Origin of the sequence: Nocardia sp. NPDC004068 (assembly GCF_042874315.1) — a bacterium.
Classification (GTDB): Bacteria; Actinomycetota; Actinomycetes; order Mycobacteriales; family Mycobacteriaceae; genus Nocardia.
In genome coordinates this window covers 15,720-34,417 of record NZ_JBIAMW010000013.1, presented here as the reverse complement: position 1 = coordinate 34,417, position 18,698 = coordinate 15,720, and the positions used below count along the sequence as shown (strand labels likewise).

The 18,698-nt window shown below is 69.3% G+C and carries 16 protein-coding genes; 5 read left to right on the top strand and 11 right to left on the bottom strand.

Going from position 1 to position 18,698, the window contains the following annotated elements:
- Positions 1-63 precede the first annotated feature (63 nt).
- The gene (purF, locus tag ACFYTQ_RS28525; RefSeq protein ID WP_387367630.1) at positions 64-1,668 is read right to left on the bottom strand and encodes an amidophosphoribosyltransferase; all 1,605 of its coding nucleotides are present in this window, start codon (positions 1,666-1,668) and stop codon (positions 64-66) included.
- A gap of 112 nt (positions 1,669-1,780) precedes the next feature.
- Here purF and ACFYTQ_RS28520 point away from each other — a divergent pair, with 112 nt between their 5' ends.
- Positions 1,781-3,100 carry a YhgE/Pip domain-containing protein gene (locus ACFYTQ_RS28520; RefSeq protein WP_387367627.1) on the top strand — a complete coding sequence of 440 codons (1,320 nt, stop codon included), beginning with the start codon at positions 1,781-1,783 and terminating at the stop codon, positions 3,098-3,100.
- A gap of 6 nt (positions 3,101-3,106) precedes the next feature.
- On the opposite strand, the gene ACFYTQ_RS28515 is transcribed toward ACFYTQ_RS28520, so the two are convergent.
- The 4 genes from ACFYTQ_RS28515 to purL all read right to left on the bottom strand — a co-directional run bounded on the left by ACFYTQ_RS28515 (position 3,107) and on the right by purL (position 8,465).
- Positions 3,107-3,493, bottom strand: a complete 387-nt coding sequence (locus ACFYTQ_RS28515) for a sterol carrier family protein (RefSeq protein ID WP_387367624.1) — start codon at positions 3,491-3,493, stop codon at positions 3,107-3,109.
- Positions 3,494-3,556: 63 nt separating this feature from the next.
- Positions 3,557-4,246, bottom strand: a complete 690-nt coding sequence (locus tag ACFYTQ_RS28510; RefSeq protein WP_387367621.1) for a CPBP family intramembrane glutamic endopeptidase — start codon at positions 4,244-4,246, stop codon at positions 3,557-3,559.
- Between the two features lie 112 nt (positions 4,247-4,358).
- Positions 4,359-6,116: an alpha/beta hydrolase gene (locus tag ACFYTQ_RS28505; RefSeq protein ID WP_387367618.1), complete on the bottom strand. Its 1,758-nt coding sequence runs from the start codon at positions 6,114-6,116 to the stop codon at positions 4,359-4,361.
- A gap of 57 nt (positions 6,117-6,173) precedes the next feature.
- The gene (gene purL / locus ACFYTQ_RS28500) at positions 6,174-8,465 is read right to left on the bottom strand and encodes a phosphoribosylformylglycinamidine synthase subunit PurL (RefSeq protein ID WP_387367615.1); all 2,292 of its coding nucleotides are present in this window, start codon (positions 8,463-8,465) and stop codon (positions 6,174-6,176) included.
- A gap of 144 nt (positions 8,466-8,609) precedes the next feature.
- Here purL and ACFYTQ_RS28495 point away from each other — a divergent pair, with 144 nt between their 5' ends.
- On the top strand, positions 8,610-9,914 hold the full coding sequence (locus tag ACFYTQ_RS28495) for a glycosyltransferase 87 family protein (RefSeq protein ID WP_387367612.1): 1,305 nt from the start codon (positions 8,610-8,612) through the stop codon (positions 9,912-9,914).
- Positions 9,915-10,164: 250 nt separating this feature from the next.
- On the opposite strand, the gene ACFYTQ_RS28490 is transcribed toward ACFYTQ_RS28495, so the two are convergent.
- Together ACFYTQ_RS28490 and ACFYTQ_RS28485 are read right to left on the bottom strand one after the other, a co-directional pair.
- Positions 10,165-11,445, bottom strand: coding sequence for a M18 family aminopeptidase (locus ACFYTQ_RS28490; RefSeq protein WP_387367609.1), 1,281 nt, complete (start codon positions 11,443-11,445; stop codon positions 10,165-10,167).
- 316 nt (positions 11,446-11,761) lie between these two features.
- Complete coding sequence (locus ACFYTQ_RS28485) at positions 11,762-12,199, bottom strand: MarR family winged helix-turn-helix transcriptional regulator (protein ID WP_387367606.1); 438 nt, start codon at positions 12,197-12,199, stop codon at positions 11,762-11,764.
- A gap of 47 nt (positions 12,200-12,246) precedes the next feature.
- Between ACFYTQ_RS28485 and ACFYTQ_RS28480 the strand changes: the two genes are divergently transcribed.
- Complete coding sequence (locus ACFYTQ_RS28480) at positions 12,247-13,317, top strand: substrate-binding domain-containing protein (RefSeq protein ID WP_387367603.1); 1,071 nt, start codon at positions 12,247-12,249, stop codon at positions 13,315-13,317.
- A 54-nt stretch (positions 13,318-13,371) separates the two neighbouring features.
- Here ACFYTQ_RS28480 and purQ read toward each other — a convergent pair whose 3' ends face one another.
- On the bottom strand, positions 13,372-14,049 hold the full coding sequence (gene purQ, locus ACFYTQ_RS28475; RefSeq protein WP_387367600.1) for a phosphoribosylformylglycinamidine synthase subunit PurQ: 678 nt from the start codon (positions 14,047-14,049) through the stop codon (positions 13,372-13,374).
- Entirely contained in the window at positions 14,046-14,279 is a 234-nt protein-coding gene (gene purS / locus ACFYTQ_RS28470; RefSeq protein ID WP_387367597.1) for a phosphoribosylformylglycinamidine synthase subunit PurS, read from the bottom strand. Before purS ends, purQ begins: the two co-directional genes overlap by 4 nt.
- An 87-nt stretch (positions 14,280-14,366) precedes the next feature.
- Here purS and ACFYTQ_RS28465 point away from each other — a divergent pair, with 87 nt between their 5' ends.
- Positions 14,367-15,011: an MBL fold metallo-hydrolase gene (locus tag ACFYTQ_RS28465; RefSeq protein WP_387367594.1), complete on the top strand. Its 645-nt coding sequence runs from the start codon at positions 14,367-14,369 to the stop codon at positions 15,009-15,011.
- Here the strand turns inward: ACFYTQ_RS28465 and ACFYTQ_RS28460 are convergent.
- Both ACFYTQ_RS28460 and ACFYTQ_RS28455 read right to left on the bottom strand, forming a co-directional pair.
- Positions 15,008-16,378 (bottom strand): dipeptidase, encoded by a 1,371-nt coding sequence (locus ACFYTQ_RS28460; protein ID WP_387367591.1) that lies wholly within the window; start codon positions 16,376-16,378, stop codon positions 15,008-15,010. The genes ACFYTQ_RS28465 and ACFYTQ_RS28460 overlap by 4 nt on opposite strands.
- Positions 16,379-16,520: 142 nt before the next feature.
- Positions 16,521-17,408 carry a LysR family transcriptional regulator ArgP gene (locus tag ACFYTQ_RS28455; RefSeq protein WP_387367588.1) on the bottom strand — a complete coding sequence of 296 codons (888 nt, stop codon included), beginning with the start codon at positions 17,406-17,408 and terminating at the stop codon, positions 16,521-16,523.
- 73 nt (positions 17,409-17,481) lie between these two features.
- On the opposite strand from ACFYTQ_RS28455, the gene ACFYTQ_RS28450 reads away from it, so the two are divergent.
- Positions 17,482-18,444, top strand: coding sequence for a LysE/ArgO family amino acid transporter (locus ACFYTQ_RS28450; RefSeq protein WP_387367585.1), 963 nt, complete (start codon positions 17,482-17,484; stop codon positions 18,442-18,444).
- Positions 18,445-18,698 lie beyond the last annotated feature (254 nt).

Genomic DNA, 18,698 nt, shown 5'->3' with positions numbered 1-18,698 from the left:
GCGGATATGTTGCGTTTCGCAACAATTAGTTTCAGAGCCTGGTCAAACGCCCAGGAAGAGGGTTCAGGGGCGGCTGAGCGCGCTCGCGTTGGCGTTGTCGCCCAACAGTTCCGACTCCGACTTGCCGCTGAGCATTCCCTCGAGGACATTCTTGCCGATGGCCGCCTCGGTGGGCAGCGGAATCGGGTAGTCGCCGTCGAAGCAGGCCGAACACAGCCGGGAGGCGGGCTGTTCGGTCGCGGCGATCATGCCCTCACGCGAGATGTAGCCGAGCGAGTCCGCGCCGATCGAGCGGCGCACGTTCTCGACCATCTCCTCGAGCGAGTCCTCGGTGCCCGCGCCGTTGGCGATCAGCTCCGCGCGCGAGGCGAAGTCGATGCCGTAGAAGCACGGCCACTTCACCGGCGGGGAGGCGATCCGCACGTGGATCTCCAGCGCGCCCGCCTCGCGCAACATCCGGATGAGCGCGCGCTGGGTGTTGCCGCGCACGATCGAATCGTCCACGACGATCAGGCGTTTGCCGCGGATCACCTCGCGCAGCGGGTTCAGCTTGAGGCGGATGCCCAGCTGCCGGATGGTCTGGCTGGGCTGGATGAAGGTGCGCCCGACGTAGGCGTTCTTCATCAGGCCCTGCCCGTAGGGGACGCCCGAGCCCTGGGCGTAGCCGACCGCGGCCGGGGTGCCCGACTCCGGCACCGGGATGACCAGATCGGCCTCGACCGGATGCTCCTGCGCCAGGCGGCGGCCGATGTCCACGCGGGTGGCGTGCACCGAACGGCCGGAGATGGTGCTGTCCGGGCGGGCGAGGTAGACGTACTCGAAGACGCAGCCCTTGGGTTCGGGCGCGGCGAAGCGCAGCGAGCGCACCCCGTCGGCGTCGATCGCCAGCAGTTCGCCGGGCTCGATCTCGCGGACGAACGAGGCGCCGACGATATCGAGCGCCGCGGTCTCGCTGGCAACCACCCAGCCACGGTCCAGCCGGCCCAGGCACAGCGGCCGCACACCGTGCGGATCGCGCGCGGCGTAGAGGGTGTGCTCGTCCATGAAGGTCAGGCAGAACGCGCCGCGCAGGGTCGGCAGCAGTTCCATCGCGGCCTGCTCGATGCTCTTGTCGGTGGCGGCGTGCGCCAGCAGCGCGGTCATCACGTCCGAGTCGGAGGTGGCGGCGATCGAGCCGTCCGGCAGCCGGTTGGACAGCAGCCGGGATTGCCGTGCGCGCGCGGCCAATTCGGCCGTGTTGACCAAATTTCCGTTGTGGCCCAACGCGATTCCGGTGCCGACCGCGGTGGTGCGGAAGATCGGCTGGGCGTTCTCCCAGGTGGTGGATCCGGTGGTGGAGTACCGGCAGTGCCCGATGGCGACGTGGCCGGGCATGGCCGCCAGCGTCTGCTCGTCGAAGACCTGGCTCACCAGGCCCAGATCCTTGAACACCAGCACCTGCTGACCGTCGGCGACGGCGATACCCGCCGCCTCCTGGCCGCGGTGCTGCAACGCGTACAAACCGTAGTAGGTGAGCTTGGCCACATCCTCGCCCGGAGCCCAGACACCGAACACCCCGCACTCCTCGCGGGGTTCGTTCTCGTCCTGATCCGGGGCCGGGTGCGGCGGGCACGCGGGCTCGGAAAGCAGCAGGTTGGGGCTTCGGACCGACAGATCGGCGTTGGTCACCGTTTGCTCCCTGTTCGGCGGGCTGGGGGCAACGATCATTCTACGGGTCACCCGGCGGAAACCTCCGGCGGGATCATCCGGATGGCAGACCGTTTGCTGCTACGGTGCGACCGTGCCGACCACCGAGAGCGCGGATGCCGGTTCGACTCCCCGGCGTCTGACCCCGATCCGCTGGACCTTCCCGATCATCGTGGTGACGCTGCTCGCCTCGCTGCTGGGCGTGATGTATCTCGACTACGTCGTGGACCCGGAGAAGAATCTGCACGACTTCCCCGTCGCGCTGGTCGATCTCGATGTGGGCGACAAGCTCGACATGAACGGGCAGCAGCGCGAGGTCGACTTCGGCAAGCAGGTCGTCGACGGGCTGCGGCAGGCGGTGCCCGCCGACAAGATCGATCTGCGGGTGCTCGGCCTGAACGAGGCGCAGTTGCAGATGCAGTCGGGCCAGATCTACGGGGCGATCGTCATTCCGGGCGACTTCTCCAAGCGGCTGGGCAATCTCGGCGTGGGCAGCGTGGTCGCGGGCGATATCGAACGGCCCATCATCACCCTGCAGACCAATCCGCGGATGGGCGCGTTCGCGACGGCCATCCTGCAACGCTTCGGCGACGAGGCGCTCACCCAGGTCGACGCGCAGGTCGGCAAGCAGCTCACCGAACAGGTTGCGGCACAATTGAAGGCGACGCCGGGCGGCGCGCCCGCGCCGGAGCTGTCCGGGGCCGCCCGGATCACGCTGGCCCATCCGATCGATGTGACTATCGAGCAGTACCGGCCGCTGCCGGGCGGTTCGGGTGAGGGGCTGACCGCGTTCTTCTACAGCCTGTTGCTGCTGCTGGTCGGCATGGTCGGCGCGATGATCATCCATCAGCTCATCGACTCCGCGCTCGGCTATCTGCCGACCGAGTGGGGGCCGTGGTACGTGCACTATCCGCGCACGCCGATCTCGCGGGTGCGCACGCTGCTCATCAAGTGGGCGGCGGTGGCGGTGATGTCCGCGCTCGTGTCGGGGGCGTTCCTGGGCATCGGCAAGGCGCTGGGCATGCCGATCGAGAAGCCGCTGGCGTTGTACCTGTACGGGGCGTTCGTGATCCTCGCGGTCGGCTTCACCTGTACCTCGGTGCTCGCGGCCATCGGCACGGCCGGGTTGATCGTGAACCTGATCGTGTTCATCATCCTGGGCCTGCCGTCCTCGGGCGGCACCGTGCCGATCGAGGCGACGCCGAAGTACTTCGGCTGGCTGGCCAACTTCGAGCCGATGCACCAGGTGTTCCTCGGCGTCCGATCGATCCTCTACTTCGGCGGCAGCGGCGCGGCGGGCGCCACCCGCGGCATCTGGATGACCGTGCTGGGCTTGGCCATCGGCGTCGTCCTGGGCCTGGTGATCACGCGTTTCTACGACCGCAAGGGCCTGCAACGCCGCCCCGCCGCCTGAACCCGATCACAACCGCACGAGGGGCAACCACCGGGCCAGCTCCGCGGCCCGGGTCCCCGACGCGCTCACCGCCCCCGATTCCACCGCCTCGGTGAACTCCGCCAGCCCCGTCACCAGCAACAACCAGGTCCGCGGATCGGTCTCCACCACATTCGGCGGCGTCCCCCGCGTATGCCGCGGCCCCTCGATGCACTGCACCGCCACGAACGGCGGCACCCGCACCTCCACCGAATGCCCCGGCGCGTTCCCCGCCAGCGCCCGCGCCGAATTCCGCACGGCCGCCGCGAGTTCCGCGCGCGCGGGCACGGGCGCATCCCCGTCACGCAACCAATCCCCCACCACCGCGAGCGACTCGCGCACCGCGGCGGGATCCACATCCGGTCGTCGAGCCACGCCCCGAGACTATCGCCGCCCCGATCCCGACCTCTCGACCAGCCCGAAGACATTCACCCGGCGCTACGTTCTCGGCGAGTGGCCGTGCGGCGCGGCCAAGGCGGGGGCGAGCGCACCGCCCCCGTTGACGGCCAGGTGCAGCAGTGCCGGGGCGAGGATGCCGCCGGTGCGTCGGGCGAGCCAACCGAGGAGCAGGCCGGACGACCCGGTGCCGAGCACCGAGGCGGGCACGCTGTCTCCGGCCGCGCGGGCGGGGGCGATGTGCCAGAGCCCGAAAGTCGTTGCGCCGAGCCATAATCCGAGGCGAGGACCGGCCAGCTCGTCGAGCAGCGGATCCAGGGTGCCGCGGAAGATCAGCTCCTCGCTGTAGACGGTGCCCAGCGGAATGTGCACGGCCACCCATTCGGCGCGGGAGACCTCGGGCGCGCGGGAGGCGAATCCGGCCAGCCGTGCTCGCAAGGCCGGAACCGCGAGCGCCACACCGTATCCGGCGACCACGACGGCCGGGGGTCCGAAGGTCGCGAGCGGATGCCGGGCCGGTCGGCCCCACCGGACGCCCGTGCCGAACGCGCGAGCGTAGCCGGTGGCGAAGGCCGCGCTGGCCACGGTTCGCACGCGAATGCCCGCGTTCAGGCGCGGCAGCAGCACGTTGTGCCACAGCAGCGCGACACCCACCGCGACGACGACCCGCGGCAACCGTCGCGCGATCGGGCCGCCGGTCGCCCTCCCGCCCGTCCTCGCTACCCCGGTCACCCGCCCATCCTCCGCGGCGCGGCATGGGCGCCTGCCGCAGGGCGCGGCGGCCCGCCCTGTTCGGCAAGGCTGAACCGCGGGGCCGCAACGACTTTCGTCTCGCGACGCGAATTCATTTGGTGGCCCGTTCGTAGGCGGCCGACAGTTCGACCTGGGTGCGGATGGCCTCGACCTTCTCGGGCGTGAGGTCCGGCGGCGGGGCGATCGCGGCCCAGCCGTCCAGCACCAGCGTGCCGTAACTGTGGCCGTGTCCGGCGCTGACGGCCTGGGCATTGGTGAGATCCGCGGCGACCTGCCAGAACGTCACGAACGGCCACCACCGCATCTGGGTGGACACATCCGACCCGCGCGGCTCGGACAGCCAATCCGGTTGCGAGAAGATCAGATTGGGCGACCACCACACGATCGGATCGGAGGCGTGCTGGAGGTAGGCGATGCGCGGCCGCCGCCAATCCGCCGACGGCTTGTCCAGATCCGTTGCGGTGGAGGCGAATCGGACCACCAGCCCGTCGGCGTACACGGGTTCGACCTCGCGCGTGCCGGGATCGCGGCGCGAGACGAACTGCTCCCACAGCCGGTTCGAGTTCGGCGGCCCGACCCACAACGCCCCGTCCACCTTGCCGCGCAGATCCGCCAGCCCGTCGAAGGCCGCCTCCGACCCCTGCGAGCCCAGGCTCTCCCCGTACACCAGCAGCTTCGGCCGGGACTCCGGCGGCCTGCGCGACCAGGCGGCGTAGATGGCGTCGAACATCTTCTTCCCGGCCGCGGCCACCTTCTGCCGGTCCGCCAGGAACGACAGCACGCTGGGCAGATACGAGTACTGCGAGGCCGCGATCGCGGTGTCGCCGTGGTACAGGTACTCGAGCGAGTCGGCCGTCTCGGAGTTGACCCACCCGGTTCCGGTGGTGGTCACCACGGCCAGCACCTTGCGGTCGAAGGCGTGCGTCCGCTCGAGTTCGGCGACCGCCAGATCCTCCTGCGTCACATCGTCTTTCGCCGAATCCAGCCCCACGTACACTCGAATCGGTTCGCGCGCGGGCGTTCCCGAGACCGCGCCGATCCGGAAGGCGTCGGGTCCGTGCGAGACGAACCAGCGCCCCTCCGAACCGAGCGTGTCCCATTTCGCGAAAGACGCCGGGCTGCCGGACTTTTCGGCCTTCACCGGTTGCACCGCGTACGGCGTCATCTTGTCGTTGCGCACGCTGAACGCGGAGTTGGCCACCGCGAAGAACGCCCGCGTCGCCACACCGTTGAACAGCGTCACCACCAGCACGATCAACACGATCGCCCCCACGGTCGGCGCGAACCGCGGCGGAATCCGCACCCACCGGCTGAGCTGGCGCGCCAGGAACCGCACGGTCTCCCGCACGGTCCGATACACCGCCACCGCGATCGCCCCGACCGCCAGGCTCAGCGCGCCCGTGCGCAGATACGCCGCCCGGGTCGTGCCCTCCATATCCATCAGCGCGTAGATCTGCCGCTGCCAGTCCGCCGACAGCACCAGCATCCAGATCGCCGCCAGCACGCACAGGGCCAGCACGGCCACCTTGATCAGGTACCGCCAGCGCAGCGCGGGCGCGGCCAGCGGGATGTGCGGCCGCACCCACTTGCGGAACAGCCATTCCAGGACACAACCCACGCCGTACCCGATCGCGGCGTTGAGACCGCTGATCAGCCCCTGGAACAACCAGTCGCGCGGCAGCAGCGACGGTGTCACCGACCACGCGAAGAACAGCGTCGCCACCACCAAGCCGACATAGTTCAGGCCGATGACGTCCTTCTCGACCCGCCGCGCCAGTAGCGCGCCGCGCCGGGCCACGACGGCGCCGCGGGCACGCAGCGTCGTCAGGGTGTCGGCGGTGTCGAGCATCCGTCAAGTATGCGGGGCGGGAGCCGCCAACCCGGGGATGTCACGGCGTGAGGAGCGCTACTGCGCGTGCCCGAACAGCCGCGGCAGCGTGCCCTCGTGCGCCTCGCGCAGTTCGGCCAGGGTGATCGAGAACTGCCCCTGCACCTCGACCGAATCCGAACCCTGATCCACCACGCCGATGCGCGTCCACGGCAGCTCCCGCGCGGTGCACATCTTGGTGAAGCGGGTCTCCTCCGACCGCGGCACCGCGACCAGCACGCGCCCGGCCGATTCGGAGAACAGCGTCACGAACGGGTCGGCGCCCTCGGGAAGCAGTACCCGGCATCCGGTCTCGCCCGCCAGCGCCGCCTCCACGACCGCCTGCGCCAGCCCGCCCTCGCTGAGATCGTGTGCGGCACTGATCATTCCGTCGCGCGAGCCCGCGGTCAGCACCTCGGCCAGCAGCCGTTCGCGGGCCAGGTCGACGCGCGGCGGCACGCCGCCGAGGTGATCGTGGACGACCTGCGCCCAGATCGAACCGCCGAACTCGTCGCGGGTCTCGCCGAGCAGAATGAGCGTCTCGCCCGGTTCGGTGCCGAATCCGGTCGGGATGCGCCGGTGCACGTCGTCGATGACGCCGAGCACGCCGACCACCGGCGTCGGCAGGATGGCCGTCTGCCCGGTCTGGTTGTAGAAGCTGACATTGCCGCCGGTCACCGGAATGCCCAGGGCCACACAGCCGTCCGCGAGCCCGCGCACGGCCTGCTGGAACTGCCACATCACGCCGGGATCCTCGGGGGAGCCGAAGTTGAGGCAGTTGGTGACAGCCTTGGGCGTCGCGCCCGTGGTCGCGACATTGCGGTACGCCTCGGCCAGCGCCAGCTGCGCGCCCGCGTACGGATCGAGTTTGGTGTAGCGGCCCGAGGCGTCGGTGGCCAGCGCGATGCCGCGGCCGGACTCCTCGTCGATGCGGACCACCCCGGCGTCGGCGTTCTCGGCCAGCACGGTGTTGCCGCGCACGTACCGGTCGTACTGCTCGGTGATCCAGCGGCGGCTGCACAGCTGCGGGCTGGACACCATGGTCAGCAGGGTTTCCCGCAGTTCGTCGGCGGTCGACGGGCGGGCCAGGGCGTCCGGGGTGTCGGCGATCAGCGCGTCCTGTTCGGCGGGCCGCTCGACCGGGCGCTCGTAGACCGGGCCCTCGTGGGCCACCGTGCGCGGCGGCACGTCGAGCACGGTCTCGCCGTGCCAGGTGATCACGAGCCGATCGCCCTCGGTGACCTCGCCGATGACGGTGGCCAGCACGTCCCACTTCGCGCAGACCGCCATGAACGCGTCCACATTGTCCGGGGTGACGACCGCGCACATGCGCTCCTGCGATTCGCTCGACAGGATCTCCGCGGGCGTCATATCGGCCGCGCGCAACGGCACCCGGTCGAGTTCGACGCGCATACCGCCGTCGCCGGCCGCCGCGAGTTCCGAAGTGGCGCAGGCCAATCCGGCCCCGCCGAGATCCTGGATGCCGACCACGAGCCCGGCGTGGTACAGCTCCAGACAGCATTCGATGAGCACCTTCTCCGCGAACGGATCGCCCACCTGCACGCTCGGCAGCTTCTTGCGGCCGGTGCCGGACTCGTCCCCGGAGAAGGTGTCCGACGCCAGCACCGACACCCCGCCGATGCCGTCGAGGCCGGTCCGCGCGCCGAACAGCACGATCTTGTTGCCCGCGCCCGACGCGAACGCCAGATGCAGATCCTCGACCCGCATCACCCCGGCGCACAGCGCGTTCACCAGCGGGTTGCCCTGATAGGACGGGTCGAATACGGTCTCGCCGCCCACATTCGGCAGACCGAGCGAATTCCCGTAGCCGCCCACGCCGCGCACCACGCCGTCCACGACGCGACGGGTGTCGGGGTGGTCGACCGCGCCGAACCGCAGCTGATCCATCACCGCGATCGGCCGCGCGCCCATGGCCATGATGTCGCGCACGATGCCGCCCACACCGGTCGCCGCGCCCTGATAGGGCTCCACGTAGGACGGGTGGTTGTGGCTCTCCACCTTGAACGTCACGGCCCAGCCGCCGCCGATGTCGACCACGCCCGCGTTCTCGCCGATCCCGGCCAGCATGGACCGCCGCATCTCGTCGGTGGTGGTCTGGCCGAAGTAGCGCAGGTGCACCTTGGAGGACTTGTAGGAGCAGTGCTCGCTCCACATCACCGAGTACATCGCCAGCTCGGCGTCGGTGGGCCGGCGGCCGAGAATCTCCCGGATGCGGGCGTATTCGTCGTCCTTGAGACCGAGTTCCTTGTAGGGCTGGGCGGTATCGGGGGTTGCTGCGGCGGCGCTGACGGTGTCGACGTGGGCTGTCACAGGCGCAGTCTAATCGGTGGCCGACCGGGCTCACGCACATGGCGACGGATGCTCGGCCCTACGTGGTTACGCGAGCTGCCGCCTCCGGGCCTTGACCGCACCCGTCGCGGCCAGCGCGTTCCCCGGACCCGATACCCTTAGCGCGTGAATGATCGATCCAGGGTCGCGGATCCGGACGAACTGCCCGTGACGGATTCGGCTCGGCAGTCCACCGCGAATCTGGCGGCGCGCCAACGACGTTTGCTGATAGTTGCCTCGGCGCTGTTCGTGGCCTCGGCGATCGTGTCGGTGCTGACCAAGCAATGGCACGGTTACATCGATCTCCAGGTGTACCGCAACGGCGCCCGGGTCTGGCTGGACGGCGGCGACCTCTACGGCCCGATGCCCAAGGTGGCCGGGATCGGGCTGCCGTTCACCTACCCGCCGCTGGCCGCGCTGTTCTTCGCACCGCTGGCCCTCATGCCGCTGCACTGGGCCGAGGTGCTGGTGCTGGCCACCTCGATCACCAGCCTGGGTCTCACGCTCTGGGTGGTGCTGAGCCGGCTGCGGCCGAATCTGGATCGAACCACCAAGTGGGCGTTGGTGATCGGCGCGATCGCGCTGTTCGACCTGACCGAGCCGATCCGTCAGACCTACAACTTCGGGCAGATCAATCTGGTTCTCATGGCCGCGGTCACCCTGGACGCGTTGGTGCGCAAGCCCTTCTGGCCGCGCGGCATGCTCATCGGAATCGCGGTGTCGGTCAAGCTGATTCCGGCGGGGTACCTGCTGTACTTCCTGCTCTGCCTGGACTGGCGCGCGCTGCTGCGCGGCGACCGCACCGTCCTGCGCGGCGAACCCGCCAAGGCCATCCTCACCCTGCTGCTCTCCGCCGCGGGCGCGATCGCCCTGGGCTTCCTGCTGTTCTCGCACGACTCGGCGAACTACTGGTTCCACACCATGCTCGACACGGGCCGCATCGGCCCCCCGCAGTTCGCGGGCAACCAGTCGCTGAAGGGTTTCGCCTTCCGCCTGGGCGTCTCGGACTCCACGGCCATCGCCGTCTGGCTCCTGTCCTCCCTCGCGGTCCTGGTCCTCGCCGCCGTCTGGATGCGCCGCCTCATCGCCGCCGACCGCCACCCCGCCGCCCTGATCGTCAACGCCGCCGCCATCCTCCTGATCTCCCCCGTCTCCTGGTCCCACCACTGGGTCTGGATCGCCCCCGCCCTCCTGATCACCGCCGACGCCCTCACCCGAGGCCACCGCACCCCCACCCTCCGCCTCGCCACCATCGCGATGACCCTCCTCTTCCTCATCGGCCCCCAATGGCTCCTCCCCCACCACCACGACGCCGAACTCACTTGGTCCTGGTGGCAACAACTCCTAGGCAGCTCCTACGTCCTCACCACCGTCACCATCCTCACCCTAGGCGCCCTCCGCCCCCAATCCCCCACCCCCACAACCCCTTAACCCCCCAGAGGCTGTACACCTCCGGGGTTGAGCGAACCCAGCCGCACCCTTTATTCGGATCCGCACCCGTTGCAGGGCCCTGAAGAGGGTGCGGATCCCAACAAAGAGTGCGGCTGAGCTGGCATACCAAGAGAGGCTGTACACCTCCGGGGTTGAGCGAACCCAGCCGCACCCTTTATTCGGATCCGCACCCGTTGCAGGGCCCTGAAAGGGGTGCGGATTCGAACAAGGGGTGCGGCTGGGGTGGGGGTCAGGGGGTGAGGAAGGCGGCCAGGGCGGCGGCGTAGGCGGGGATGTCGTGGGCGCCCATGAGTTCTCGGGCGGAGTGCATGGCGAGTTGGGGGGCGCCGACGTCGACGGTGGGCATGCCGGTGCGGGCGGCGGTCATGGGGCCGATGGTGCTGCCGCAGGGGAGGTCGGCGCGGTGGACGTAGCGTTGCAGCGGAACCTCGGCCTCGGCGCAGGCCAGGGCGAAGGCGGCGGTGCCGACGGCGTCGGTGGCGTAGCGGAGGTTCTGGTTGACCTTGAGGACCGGGCCGCCGTTGACGCGGATGCGGTGCAGGGGCTCGTGCCGTTCGGGATAGTTCGGATGCGTCGCGTGCGCCATGTCACCGGACGCGCACACCGAACCGGCAAGCGCCGCAAGGTATTCCGACCGCCCACCGCCGCGCGCCAACACGATCCGCTCCAACACCGCGGGCAGCAGATCCGACTGCGCGCCACGCTCCGACTGACTGCCCACCTCCTCGTGATCGAACATGGCCAGCACCGGCGTCACCGCACCCGCGCTCTCCGCGGCCGCCAGAAACGCTTGCAGCCCCGCGTAACACGTCCCCTGATTGTCCAGCCGCGGCGCGCTCACCAGATCCAGATCCCGCCCCACCAACCGGCTCGGCGACAGATCGTGCGTCATGAGCTCCCAGCCCAGCACGTCGTCCGCGGCCACCCCGGCCCGCTCGGCCACGTAGTCCAGGAGCGACCGCGGCTCGTCCCCCACTCCCCACACCGCGTTCACATGCCGCTGCGGATCGAGCGTGACCCCGCGCCGATCCTCGGCCAGATGGATCGCCAACTGCGGCACCCGCAACAACGGCTCATCGATCCGAACGAGCGTGTGCCCCATGCCTTTTCCGGACCGAACGGTCAATCGCCCGGACACCCCCAACTCCCGATCCAGCCACGAGTTGAGCAGCACCCCGCCGTACGGCTCGAGCGCGACCATCTGCCACCCCGCGATCGCGAGATCGACATGCTGCTTCACCCGCAGATTCGGACTGTCGGTATGCGCCCCCACCACCCGGAACGCCCCCGCCGCGTCGGCCGCCGCGCCCGCCCAGGCCACCAGCGACCCCCCGCGCACGACGAAGTACCGCCCCACCCCCGCGTCGGCCCACGGCCGCGACTCGGGCAGTTCGGTGAACCCGGCGGCGGCCAACTCGGCCGCGACGGTACGCACGACATGGAACGGGGACGGCGACGCGTCGACGAAGGCGCACAGCCCGGTCGCCGTCGCTGAGGTGGAAACCGGCATACCGGCGATCCTAGACACCCCGCGGACCGGAACAGGTACCACCCGGAAGGAATGTGCACGTTAACATGCCGAGAAATGCGCCTCAGGGAATGCGATCTCGTCCCGTTCGCCCCTTTCCCGGCCGGCGCTCCGGCGGCTCGGGAAAGGGACATGGGATGAATTCCGACGGCAACGCTTAACGGCCCGGGAATCGCGCCGACAATTCCTGACCCGCACTCACACTTCGGCAATAAGTTCCAGAGCTCTTACACTCCCCGACAAGAAAGAGCGCCGGATCAATAGTTACGGAAGGCAAGCACCGGGCAACCGCCGAACCTCAGTCGGCCACCGGCATCTCCGCGACGAGCTCCAGCAGCCGCATCAGGTCGGTGTGGTTGCGCGCCCCGATCCGCTTGCGCAGGTCCTCCTCGGCGCGCCGCTCCTCGGCCCGGACCGAGTCGACCAACTCGGCGCCGCGCTTGGTCAGCCCGATCAGGATGCGACGACGGTCGTCCTCGGCGGCGATCCGGAAGATCAGCCCGCGCTCGGCCAGCGCGTCGGCGTGGCGGGTCGCGGACGAGGGCGGCAGCTGCGAACGGGCAGCAAGCTCGCTCATCGTGATCCCGGCCTGGTCGGACAAATTGGACAGCATCGACCACTGGTCTGCTGAAAGCTGCCTCGCGCACAACGCGGCATCGAGGTGACGCAGCCAACTGCGCTCGGCGGCGCGCAGCGCTCCATGCAAAGTGGAAAAGCCGCTTAGAATGGTCGACATATTTTAACCCGCCCATCATTTTCGCTCGGACAAGAAGAGGGTACCGAATGTTCCCGTTCAGCGAGAGTCCGGACGACGTGATCGAAGTCTTGAACATCGTTCCGCTCCAGGGCCCGGCGGGAATTGTGGCACCGTCCTGCGAGGCCGCAATTGCGCTCGCCGTCGGAGAAATCAACAGTGGCACAGGAATTCTCGGCCGCGAGGTGCGCGTGACCACGGTCGACGGGGGCCGCGCGCCGCGCGAGGTGGCCCGGGAGGTTTCGGCCCTGCTGGCGACCGGCATGGTCGACGCGATCACCGGCTGGCACATCTCGGCGGTGCGCCGCGCGGTCGCCCGCGCCGCCGACGGCCGGGTGCCCTACCTGTTCGCGACCACCCACGAGGATCTGCCGAACGAGCCGCCGGGCGTGCTGATGATCGGCGAGAACCCGGCCGGGCACATCCTGCCCGCGATGGCCTGGCTGGAACGGCAGTTCGGCGTGCGCCGCTGGGCCATCGTCGGCAACGACTACATCTGGCCGATGGCCACCGGCCGGGCCGTGCGCCGGGCCCATCAGGGCGCGGTCACGATGGAGAAGTACTTCCCGTTGGGGACCGAGGACTTCGGCGCGTTCCTGCGCGACCGCCGCCTCGACGACGCCGACGGCATCGTGCTGCTGCTCGTGGGTACGGACGCGGTGCGGTTCAACCAACAGTTCGCCCAAACCGGCCGCGCCGACCATCAGGTGCGGGTCAGCCCCGGCATCGACGAGGGCGTGCTGCTGGCCGCCGGACCCACCGCCAACGACAACCTCTACATCGTGTCCAGCTTCTTCCCGAACGACCGCAGCGGCGATCCGGATCGGCTGGCCCGCTACCACCGCCTGCACGGCACCTTCGCCCCGCAGCTCACCTATTTCGGCAACACCGGCTACGAGGCGATGTACACCATGCAGTCACTCGCGCACAGCTGCGGTTCGCTCGAGGTCTCCCGGATGCAGGCCGCCCTGGAGACCGGCGTGACCCTCGAAACCCCTTCGGGCGGAAGGACTTTCCGCGGCAATCACTCTATGCAGTTCAACGCCCGCATCGCCCGCGCCGTGGGCGTGGACCTGCACATCGTCGACAGCGTCCACTAGTCCCGCCGAGCGAATCCCGCACGGCGACAACCGAATCGCCCGACCGAACGGACCCTACGCCGCGACGAGCGAGTCCAGCACCGACAGGAAGATCCCCAGCCCGTCGTCACTCGGGCCGGTCAGCGGCTCGGTCGCGTGCTCCGGATGCGGCATCAGGCCCACGACGCGGCGGTCGGCCGAGCAGATCCCGGCGATACCACGCTGCGACCCATTGGGGTTGTCACCGGCATAACGGAACACCACCCGGCCCTCGCCCTCGAGTTCGTCGAGCACCTGTCGCGACGCCTGATAGCGGCCCTCGGCGTTCTTGACCGGGATCAGGATCTGCGCGCCCTGCTCGTAGCGGGAGGTCCACGCGGTATCGGTGCGCTCGACCGTGAGCCACTCGTCGCGGCAGATGAAGTGCAGACCCTCGTTGCGGGTGAGCGCGCCCGGCAACAGCCCGGCCTCGCAGAGCACCTGGAAACCGTTGCAGATCCCCAACACCGGCAGACCCTTGGCGGCCGCGGCGACGACCTCGCCCATCACCGGCGCGAACCGGGCGATGGCACCCGCCCGCAGATAGTCGCCGTAGGAGAAGCCGCCGGGCACGACCACGGCGTCCACGCCCTTCAGGTCGGCGTCGGCGTGCCACAGGCTCACCGGCTCGGCCTGAGCCAAGCGCACCGCGCGGGCGGCGTCGACGTCGTCGAGCGAGCCGGGGAAGGTGATGACCCCGATGCGGGCGGTCACAGCCGCACCACCTTCCAGTCCTCGATCACCGTGTTCGCGAGCAGGCTCTCGGCGATCTTCTCGAGGTCGGCGTCGCTGACGCTGTCGTCCACGTCGAGTTCGAATCGCTTGCCCTGCCGGACATCCGAGACGCCCGGGAAGCCCAGGCGCCCGAGGGCGCCGACGATGGCCTGCCCCTGCGGGTCCAGGATCTCGGCCTTCGGCATCACCTCGACCACGACTCGTGCCACGCGCTTGCTCCTCACGCTGGTGGGGGATTACCTGGCCAGCGTAGTCGGGGCGGGCCGCCCGCGCCGAGCCGGGTATACCGTGAACCCATGCGCATAGCCCACTTCGGACATTCCTGCGTTCTCGTCGAACTCCACGACACCAAGATCCTGTTCGACCCGGGCACCTTCTCGCACGGCTTCGAGGGCATCGAGGGGCTCGACGCGATCGCGATCACCCATCAGCATCCCGATCACATCGACGTCAACCGGATCGATGCGCTGATCGAGAAGAACCCGCAGGCCACGCTGCTCGCCGACCCGCAGACCGCGCAGCAGCGGGGCGGCGAGTGGCAGGCCGTGCACGCCGGGAACGTGCTCACCGTCGGCAAGGTGCAGATCACCGGCGGCGGCGGTCGGCACGCGGTCATCCACCCCGACATTCCCGTGATCGATAACACGGTCTTCCAACTGGGCACGCCCGACGATCCGGCGGAGTTCGTGCATCCGGGCGACTCGCTGTGGGTGCCGCCGGTGCCCGTCGGCGTGCTGGGCCTGCCCTCGGTCGCGCCGTGGATGCGGATCAGCGAGGCCGTGGACTACCTGCGCGCGGTGGCGCCCCGCACCGCGGTACCGATCCACTACGGGATCATCGCGGACGGGGCCCAGGGCATCTACTTCGGCCGCCTGGCCGAAATGGGGCCGCCCGACACCGAATTCAAGGTGATCGAGCCGGAGGACCACGCCGAGTTCTAGCGAGCGTAGTTCAGCAGGAACAACGCCTCGGTGAGCGCGATGCGCTCGAGTTCGGCCGGGTCCACGCTCTCGTTCGGGGCGTGGATGAGGCACTTCGGTTCCTCGACGCCGAGCAACATGATCTCCGCGTCCGGGTAGGTCTCGGCGAAGGTGTTGCACAGCGGGATGGACCCGCCCTGTCCCTGCGTGGTCGAGGCGCGCCCGAAGGCGGTGTGGAAGGCGGCCTCCATGGCCCGGCGGGCGGAACCGCCGGTGGTGGCGCGGAAGGGCGCGGCGAGTCCCTCGGTCTCGAGGGTGACCCGCGCGCTCCGCCCGATATGCGAATCCACATGCGCGGTAAGGGCTTTCAACGCCTGTTCGGGTTCGATGCCCGGCGGGATGCGCAGGTTCAGCCGGGCCCGCGCGGTGGGCTGGATGGCCGCCGCGGAGCCGACGACCGGCGGCACATCGATGCCGATCACGGTGAGCGCCGGGCGTGCCCAGATCATGTCGGCGACGGTGCCGTCCCCGAGCAATTCGACCCCGTCGAGCACCCCCGCGTCCACCCGGAACCGATCGGCCGGGTACTGCTCGCCCGCCCACCGCTGATCGGCGGGCAGACCGGCGATGGTGGTGTTGCCGTGCTCGTCGCGCATGGAGGCGAGCAGGTGGATCAGCGCGGCCAGCGCGTCGGGCGCCGCGCCGCCGAACATTCCCGAATGCAGCGGCCCCGCAAGGGTTTCCACGGTCAGCACCACGCTGACCATGCCCCGCAACGTCTGGGTGAGGGTGGGAACGCCGAGCGCGAAGTTCCCGCAGTCCCCGATCACCAGCGCGTCGGAACGCAGCAGCTCGGCATGGGCCGGGACGAACGTCTCCATCCCCCCGGTGCCCTGCTCCTCCGACCCCTCGGCCACCAGCGTGACGCCGACCGGAAATCCGTTGTCTCCCAAAGTCTCCCGCAGCGCGCGCAAAGCCGTGAGGTGCGCGACGAGGTTGCCCTTGCAGTCCGCCGCCCCACGCCCGTACCACCGCCCGTCGCGCTCGGTGAGCTCCCAGGCTGGACTGATCCACGCATCCTCGTCCATGGGCGGCTGCACGTCGTAATGGCAGTACAACAGCACCGTCGGCGCCCCCGCCGGAGCCGGATGCCGCGCGACCACGACCTCACTCCCGTCCGACGTCTCGTACAACTCCGCCTCCGCCAGCCCCACGTCGGCGAAGGCATCCCGCGTCCACCTCGCGGCCCGCCGACACTCCTCGATCGGAAACACCCGCGGGTCGTACACGGATCGATACGAAACCAACTCGGCCAGATCACTTTTCGCCCTGGGCATGAGCGCCCGCACCCGTTCCCGCAGGGCGGATGCCTCGGAGATGTCGGTCATGGGGTCCACTCTGCCATTCGATTCATGGGGGCGATGTGGTCACCGCCCATTCGGCGCTCGGATGACGGGGACCGTCCTCGGCGGCGGATTCACCCGCACGCAGCCGTGATCGTCCCCGCGATGTCGCTCACGACTCTGCCCCTCACCGCAGCGACGCGGCTGCCGCCGCGGCGATGGTGTCGGCGATCGCGCTCAGTACGGGGGAGTCGAGGCGCCACTGCTGCCAGTAGAGGGGGACGTCGATGTGCGGGGACGGGTCGAGGACGACCAGGTGGCCGGAGCGCAGGTCGGATTCGGCCTGGAGGTCGGGAAGCATGCCCCAGCCGAGGCCGAGGCGGACGGCCTCGGCGAAACCGGAGGAGGAGGGGATGTAGTGGCGGGGTGGGTCGAGGGGGCGGCGGGCGCGGCGGCGCATGAGACGGTCCTGGAGATCGTCCTTGCGGTCGAAGACGACGACCGGGGCGGCGGCGAACGCGCGCGCCGTGGCGCCCTCGGCGAACCACGCGCGGGCGAATTCCGGTGTGGCCATGGCGCGGTAGCGCATGGCGCCGAGTTTGCGGACGGTACAGCCCTGCACCGGTTCGGCGGCGGCGGTGATGGCGGCCATGACGGTGCCGTCGCGCAGCAGCCCGATCGTGTGTTCCTCGTCCTCGCGGTGGATCTCGAAGCAGACGCCCGCCGGGGCGTCGGCGAGGGCGGGCATCACCCAGGATTCGAGGGAATCGGCGTTGACGGCCAGAGGAATTCGGATCCGCTCCCCGGATCGCGCTGTCCCAGAACCCAATTCGCGTGCGGTGTCGCCGGTGAGCAACTCGATCTGCCGAGCCAGCCGCAGCACCGCGAGCCCCGACTCGGTGGCACGCACAGGCTTGGTGCGCTGCAACAGGATTCGGCCGACCGCCATCTCGAGCGCCTTGATCCGCTGACTCACCGCCGAGGGCGTCACCCGCAGCCGCCGCGCCGCGGCCTCGAAGGTCCCCTCCGCCGTCGCGGCATCCAACGCGCGGAGCTGATCCAGTTGCAGATCCATGCTGAGAAATTCTAATGATGCGTGAAAATCTTTAGCTGGACCCGACCACATCAGGCCCATAACGTCGAAAAACGTGAACGTCTCCGCGGCCGCCCTGGCAGCCCTGTCCGGCCTGGGTTTCGGCCTCTCCCTCATAGTCGCCATCGGCGCCCAGAACGTCTTCGTCCTCCGCCAGGGCATCCGCCGCGAACACGTCCTCCTGGTGGTAGCGGTTTGCGCCCTCTCCGATCTCACCCTCATCACCGCCGGCGTCGCAGGCTTCGGCACTCTCATCACCTCGAACCCCACCATCCTCACCATCGCCCACTACGCGGGCGCCACCTTCCTCCTCGCCTACGCCGCTCTGGCCCTCCGCCGCGCCTTCAAGGCCACGAGCCTCATTCCTGATGGGGACCTCGAACCGAACGGCGGTGGGGGCGCGGAAACCATCCCGGCCGATGAGTTCACATCGCGCCGGTCCACCACTGATGAGCACGTCACCCGCAGCCTCTCGGGCAACGTCATCGACCCGTCGCATCGGTACCCGAGCGTTCACAGCCAAAGCTTCCCGCCCCCAGCGAAACTCAACTCACCGCTCGCCGATTCATCGCCCGGTCGCCACTTATCCCCAGCCATCCACAGCCAAGGCTCCTCGACCACAACGGATCTCGGCTCGGGCAACGTCACCGCGTCATCGCATGATTGCCATCCACCCTCGATGGTCGCAGGCCAAATCTCCTCGGCTACAACACTTCACCCTCCACGCCCAACCCCCACCCGCACCGCAACCCTGCTCACAGCCCTAGCCCTCACCTGGCTAAACCCCCACGTCTACCTGGACACAGTCGTCCTACTGGGCTCCTACGCCGCCACCCACACCCCCCACCACTGGTACCTGGCCGCAGGCGCCATGACCGCCAGCATCCTCTGGTTCACCACCCTCGGCTACGCCGCCCGCCTCCTCCGCCCCCTCTTCGCCCACCCCACCTCCTGGCGAATCCTCGACACCGCCATAGCCCTGACCATGACCACCCTCGCCCTAACCCTCCTCCCCTGAAGCCCACACCCCCAAGCACACCAACTCAGCCGCACCCCTTGTTCGGATTCGCACCCCTTGCAGAGCTCTGAAAGGGGTGCGAATCCGAATAAAGGGTGCGGCTGGGTTCGTCCAACCTCGGAGGTGCACAACCTCTTTCGAGAGCAGCACCCGCGGACGCACACCTTGTTTGGATTCGCACCCGTTTCAGGGCTGTGGAACGTGTGCGGATTCGAATAAAGGGTGCGGCTGGGTTCGTCCCCCAGCCCGGAGGT

What these genes read in the sequence shown, in the direction of transcription:
- ACFYTQ_RS28505 (WP_387367618.1), bottom strand. Translation starts at nt 6,116, where the DNA reads ATGCTCGACACCGCCGACACCCTGACGACGCTGCGTGCCCGCGGCGCC.
- ACFYTQ_RS28490 (WP_387367609.1), bottom strand. Translation starts at nt 11,445, where the DNA reads ATGCCGGTTTCCACCTCAGCGACGGCGACCGGGCTGTGCGCCTTCGTC.
- ACFYTQ_RS28485 (WP_387367606.1), bottom strand. Translation starts at nt 12,199, where the DNA reads ATGTCGACCATTCTAAGCGGCTTTTCCACTTTGCATGGAGCGCTGCGC.
- ACFYTQ_RS28480 (WP_387367603.1), top strand. Translation starts at nt 12,247, where the DNA reads ATGTTCCCGTTCAGCGAGAGTCCGGACGACGTGATCGAAGTCTTGAAC.
- ACFYTQ_RS28465 (WP_387367594.1), top strand. Translation starts at nt 14,367, where the DNA reads ATGCGCATAGCCCACTTCGGACATTCCTGCGTTCTCGTCGAACTCCAC.
- ACFYTQ_RS28460 (WP_387367591.1), bottom strand. Translation starts at nt 16,378, where the DNA reads ATGACCGACATCTCCGAGGCATCCGCCCTGCGGGAACGGGTGCGGGCG.
- ACFYTQ_RS28455 (WP_387367588.1), bottom strand. Translation starts at nt 17,408, where the DNA reads ATGGATCTGCAACTGGATCAGCTCCGCGCGTTGGATGCCGCGACGGCG.